This is a genomic window from Actinomycetospora sp., from assembly GCF_055612215.1.
In genome coordinates this window covers 1-5,253 of sequence record NZ_JBVPVA010001073.1, presented here as the reverse complement: position 1 = coordinate 5,253, position 5,253 = coordinate 1, and the positions used below count along the sequence as shown (strand labels likewise).

7 protein-coding genes are annotated in these 5,253 nt (G+C 74.2%); 5 read left to right on the top strand and 2 right to left on the bottom strand.

Going from position 1 to position 5,253, the window contains the following annotated elements; genetic code table 11:
• On the bottom strand, window positions 1-844 hold an 844-nt coding region (locus AC0CYZ_RS29020; RefSeq protein WP_472221580.1), incomplete at its 3' end, for a lysophospholipid acyltransferase family protein.
• Between the two features lie 195 nt (window positions 845-1,039).
• Here AC0CYZ_RS29020 and AC0CYZ_RS29015 point away from each other — a divergent pair.
• The 3 genes from AC0CYZ_RS29015 to AC0CYZ_RS29005 are packed head-to-tail and all read left to right on the top strand — an operon-like array spanning window position 1,040 to window position 3,707.
• On the top strand, window positions 1,040-2,467 hold the full coding sequence (locus tag AC0CYZ_RS29015; RefSeq protein WP_472221579.1) for a class I SAM-dependent methyltransferase: 1,428 nt from the start codon (window positions 1,040-1,042) through the stop codon (window positions 2,465-2,467).
• The gene (locus AC0CYZ_RS29010; RefSeq protein ID WP_472221578.1) at window positions 2,464-3,288 is read left to right on the top strand and encodes a DUF1295 domain-containing protein; all 825 of its coding nucleotides are present in this window, start codon (window positions 2,464-2,466) and stop codon (window positions 3,286-3,288) included. Before AC0CYZ_RS29015 ends, AC0CYZ_RS29010 begins: the two co-directional genes overlap by 4 nt.
• A gap of 14 nt (window positions 3,289-3,302) precedes the next feature.
• Window positions 3,303-3,707, top strand: a complete 405-nt coding sequence (locus AC0CYZ_RS29005) for a PPOX class F420-dependent oxidoreductase (protein WP_472221577.1) — start codon at window positions 3,303-3,305, stop codon at window positions 3,705-3,707.
• A 4-nt stretch (window positions 3,708-3,711) separates the two neighbouring features.
• Here AC0CYZ_RS29005 and AC0CYZ_RS29000 read toward each other — a convergent pair whose 3' ends face one another.
• Entirely contained in the window at window positions 3,712-4,173 is a 462-nt protein-coding gene (locus tag AC0CYZ_RS29000) for a peroxiredoxin (RefSeq protein ID WP_472221576.1), read from the bottom strand.
• Window positions 4,174-4,345: 172 nt separating this feature from the next.
• Between AC0CYZ_RS29000 and AC0CYZ_RS28995 the strand changes: the two genes are divergently transcribed.
• Window positions 4,346-5,074: an alpha/beta hydrolase gene (locus AC0CYZ_RS28995; RefSeq protein ID WP_472221575.1), complete on the top strand. Its 729-nt coding sequence runs from the start codon at window positions 4,346-4,348 to the stop codon at window positions 5,072-5,074.
• A 24-nt stretch (window positions 5,075-5,098) separates the two neighbouring features.
• The coding region (locus AC0CYZ_RS28990; RefSeq protein ID WP_472221581.1) for an FAD-dependent oxidoreductase at window positions 5,099-5,253 on the top strand (155 nt) is incomplete at its 3' end.

Genomic DNA, 5,253 nt, shown 5'->3' with positions numbered 1-5,253 from the left:
CCTGGAGGGCCGTGCGCTGCCCCTGCTTGCCGACCAGGTCGGAGAGGTCGACGGGCTCGCCGGCCAGGACCCGCAGCGTGGCGCGGGGGATCAGCGTGCCGACCTTCGCCGTCGGCGGGAGCAGGTGGTTCGACCCCCACTGCCCCACGGGGATCACCGGCACGCCGGTCGCCAGCGCCATGCGCGCGATGCCGGTGTGGGCCTTCTGCGGCCAGCCGTCGGACTCGTACGGGAACCCGCCCTCGGGGTAGACGACGACGAGCTCCCCGCGCTTCACCGAGTCCACCGCGGCCCGGTAGGCCTCGATGCCCGAGGCCTTGCGGTCCACCGGGATGTGCCGCCCGCCGCGCAGCGGCGCACCGACGACGCGCATGCCCCAGAGCTCCTTCATCGCGAGGAACCGCGGCACCCGCCCCTGGGCCATGCAGTAGGACACCAGCACGATCGGGTCGACGTGCGTGAGGTGGTTGACCGCCAGCAGCGCCCCGCCCGAGGCCGGGACGTGCCGCCCGCCGCGGTAGTCCCAGCGCGCCACGGCCATGAGGATCGGCCAGAGCAGATCGATCGCGAACCCGTAGCCGAAGCCGCGGTCGAGGCGGGGGTAGAGCACCCAGATCGCCAGCTTGCGCCACAGCCGCATCGCCCGGCCCGGCGGGCGTGCGTCGTGCCCCTGGGTGATCCGGCGGACCCGGGGGTGGGCGCGCAGCGAGGGCGGGTCCCCGGCCGGCACCTCGGCCTTCACCGGGGCCTTCACCTCGGTCGTCACCTCGGCCGTCGTCGCCGGGTCCGGGGGCGGCGCCGCGAGCGGGGAGGGGCCGGTCGCGTCGTCGGGCCGTGAGCTCATGCCCCGGATCATGTCGTGCCGTCCGCCCCGCCCGCATGAGTAGTTACCCCGGGCGGGGCCACGTCATGATCATCAGGACCCTGTGATCCCGGACCGGGCGCGTGCGGAGCCGTGGCGTCCCGGTGATCTCCGCAGGGGTCGTGACCCGGGCCGCCCCCGTCGAACCGTTCGGGCGCCGAGGGCGATCGTCGGGACATGGGTCAGGCAGCAGCACGGGTGGCGCGGGCGATCGGGGCGTTCGTGGAGACGAAGCGCAGCGGCGCTCGACCCGGCGAGGGGGAGACGAAGCGCGGCGGACACGGGGACACCGGACTCCCGGTCCGCATCCGCGCCTGGGACGGCAGCGAGGCCGGCGCGCCGGCCGACTCCGGCGCACCCGTCGTCGTGATCAACCACCGCCGGGCCCTGCGGCGCCTCCTGTGGCAGCCGGGCGAGATGGGGCTCGCGCACGCCTACGTGTCCGGTGACCTGGACGTCGACGGCGACCTCGGTGCGGGCCTCGCCGCGATGTGGGGCCTCTTCCGGGACGGCGCGATCACGACCCGGCGGCCGCGGCCGGGCGAGCTGCCGGGCCTCGTCGGAACCGCGGCCCGGCTCGGCCTGCTGGGCCCGAAGCCGGCGCCGCCGCCCGAGGCGATCACCCTCCCGCGGTTCGCGCGCCTGCACTCCAAGCGGCGCGACCGCGCCGTCATCGCCCACCACTACGACGCCGGCAACGACTTCTACGAGCTGATCCTCGACGAGAGCATGGCCTACTCGTCGGGCTACTGGACCGACCTCGCCGCCCCGCCCACCACGGAGAACCTGGTGGCCGCCCAGGACGCCAAGCTCGACATGATCTGCCGCAAGCTGGACCTGCGGCCGGGCTCGACGCTGCTCGACGTCGGGTGCGGCTGGGGCTCGCTGCCCATCCACGCGGCCAAGCACTACGGCGCCCACGTGCGCGGGGTGACGATCGCCGTCGAGCAGCGCGACCACGTCAACCAGCGCATCCGCGCCGAGGGTCTCGCCGACCGCGTCCAGGTCGACCTCGTCGACTACCGCGACATCGCCGCACAGGTCGAGGAGTACGGCTCGTTCGACGCGGTGTCGAGCATCGAGATGGGCGAGCACGTCGGCGACGGGAACTACCCGACGTTCGCCGCGACGCTGTTCGGGGCGGTGCACCCCGGCGGCCGCGCGCTCGTGCAGCAGATGTCGCGCCGGCCCGGCGACCACCCCGGCGGCGGGGCGTTCATCGAGACCTACGTGACCCCGGACATGGTCATGCGGCCGGTGGGCGACACGCTCACGCTGCTCCAGCGCGCCGGGCTCGAGGTCCGCGACGTCCACGTCATGCGGGAGCACTACGTGCCGACGTGCCGGGCCTGGATCGCCACGCTGGAGGCGAACTGGGACCGCGCGGTCGCGCTGGCGGGGGAGCGGGGCGCGCGGATGTGGCGGCTCTACCTCGTCGGCGCCGCGCTGGCGTTCGAGGAGAACCGGATGGGCGTCGACCAGATCCTGCTGGCCCGGCCCACGGCGACGGGCCGCTCCGGGATGCCGGCGACGCGCGCGTCGTTCGAGCCCGCGGCACGCTCCGGCGCCGCCGAGGCGATCGGCGCGGATACTCCGGCCTCATGAGCTTCGACTGGGCGGCCGCCGGCATCCTGCTGGCGGTCGCCGTCGCCGTCGTCGTCGTGGCCTTCGCCGCCACCCTCGTGGTCGCGCGCGCGGTGGGTCGGCACAGCGTCGTCGACGTGACCTGGGGCCTGGGCTTCGTCCTCGTGGCGGTCGCGGCCTACGTGACCTCAGGGCTGCTCGGCGTCGGGAACGACCTGGTGCGCCTCGTCGCGCTGGTGCTGCCCGTGGTCTGGGGCCTGCGGCTCGCGATCTACATCGCGTGGCGCAACCACGGCAAGGGCGAGGACCCGCGCTACGCCGAGATGCTGGGCGACGACCACCCGCCCGGCGCGGTGACCGCCCACGTCCTGCGCAAGGTCTACGTGCCGCAGATGGGCGTGATGGTCGTCGTCGTGCTGCCCGTCCTCGCGGCGATGGTGCGCACCTCCACCGTCACGGCGGTCCTCGTCATCGGGGCCGTGATCTGGCTCGTCGGGTTCGTGTTCGAGTCCGTCGGCGACGCCCAGCTGGCGCGCTTTAAGGCGAAGCCGGAGAACAAGGGCACGGTCCTGGACTCCGGGCTCTGGCGCTACACCCGCCACCCGAACTACTTCGGCGACTTCTGCGTCTGGTGGGGCATCTTCGTCGTCGCCTGCGGGCACCCGGCCGGGCTGGTCACGATCGTCGGGCCGGTGCTGATGAGCTACCTGCTCATCGGGGTCACCGGCAAGGAGCTCACCGAGAAGTCGATGTCCTCGCGTCCGGGCTACCCCGAGTACGTCGAGCGGACGTCCGGCTTCTTCCCCCTGCCGCCCGGCTCCGCCCCGGCCCGCGCCACCTGAGGAGAACCCACCCCGTGTCCGTCACGCTCCCCGAGGGGCTGGTGGCGCTGCTGCGCCGCCCCGCCCCCTGCTTCGTCGCGACCGTCATGCCCGACGGGTCCCCGCAGCTCACCGAGACCTGGGTCGACACCGACGGCCAGCACATCGTCGTCAACGTCGTCGAGGGCATGCAGAAGGCCCGCAACGTCGCCCGCGACCCGCGGGTGGCGGTCAACGTCGCGGACCCCGACCAGCCCGCGCGGTACTGGGGCGTGCGCGGCCACGTCGTGGAGACGACCACCGAGGGCGGCGCCGAGCACATCGAGGAGCTCTCCCAGCGCTACCTGGGCCGGCCGTACCCGGCCTTCGGGGGGCCGGGCCGGACCAGGCTGATCATCCGGATCGCGGTCGACTCGATCGCCCACGCGCCCGAATGGTGAGGTGCTACGCCGCCGCCCGCTCGCGCAGTACGGCGAGCGCGTTGTCCGCGTGCTCGTCGAAGCGCATCTCGCTCGAGATGACCTCGAGCACCGTGCGGTCGGTGTCGATGACGAACGTCTTGCGCTTGACCGGCAGCGCCGGCAGCCAGGACCGCTTGGCGTCGAACTGCTTCGCGACGACGCCCTTCGGGTCCGAGAGCAGCGGGTAGTCGAACGCGTTGTTCTCGGAGAACGTGCGCTGCTTCTCCACCGAGTCCGCGCTGATGCCGACGCGCTGGGCGCCGACCTCGGCGAACTCCGCGGCCAGGTCGCGGAAGTGGCAGCTCTCCTGCGTGCAGCCCCCGGAGGAGGCCAGCGGGTAGAAGAACAGGACCACCGGACCGTCGGCGAGCAGGCCCGAGAGGGTGCGCTCGCGCCCCTGGTCGTCGGAGAGGGTGAAGTCGGGGGCGTGGTCGCCGGCCTTCATGTGTGGAGTCCCTTCCCGGGCGCGGCCCGGAGTCGGCGGTGTCCTCGCCGGACCTTCGTCGGGGCGCGGGGAGCGGTTCGGGCGCACTGTGCCACCGCGGTCCGGCCGTGACCCCGACGACACCGCGGCCCGCGACCCGACGTCGGCGGCGCGGCGCACGCACCATGGATCCGTGACCCTGCCCTTCCTCCGGTCGAGCTCCACCACGACGCTGCCCCGCCTCGAGCCCGCGATCCCGCACGGCAGCGGCACCGCGGGCGTGGCGCTCGTGCTGCACGGCGGGCGCCCCGACGGCCACCAGGACGCCGGCGGCTTCCTGCTCTCCCACGTGCGGATGGTCCCGTTCGGCCAGGCGATCGCGCGGAGCGGCGCGCCCCGCGGGGTGGAGACGTCCCTGCTGCGCTACCGGGTGCGGGGGTGGAACGAGCCCGATCTCGACCCGGTCCGCGACGCCCGTTGGGCCCTCGACGACGTGCGCCGCCGGCACGGCGACGACGTCCGCGTCGTCCTCGTCGGGCACTCCATGGGCGCGCGGGCGGCGCTGCGGGCGGGCGGGGACCCGAACGTCGTCGGGGTCGCAGCCCTCGCGCCGTGGCTCGGCGGGAACGAGCCGACCGACCACCTGCGGGGGCAGACCCTGCTGATCGCGCACGGCGACCGCGAGCGCATGACCGATCCGCGGGCGTCGTTGGCGTTCGCGACGCGGGTCGCGCGGATCAGCGACCGCGTCGCCCGCTTCGACGTGCACGGCGACGGGCACGCGATGCTGCGCCGGGCGGGGGAGTGGCACGGTCTGGTCGCACGGTTCACCCTCGGCGCGCTGGGACTCGAACCGTTCGACGAGGCCGTCGCGAACGCCATGGCGGCCGGCGCTCCCGAGGGGCTGGCCGTCCCGCTGTAGCCCGCCTGCGCAAGGAGCCCGACCGTGCCTCGTGACCGTGTCGCCGTCGTCGGGGCGGGCGTCTCCGGACTGACCGCGGCCTACGTCCTGCAGCGCGAGCACGACGTCACGCTGTTCGAGGCGGAGGACCGGCTCGGCGGGCACGCGCACACCCACGACCTCGGAGCCGTGAGCGTCGA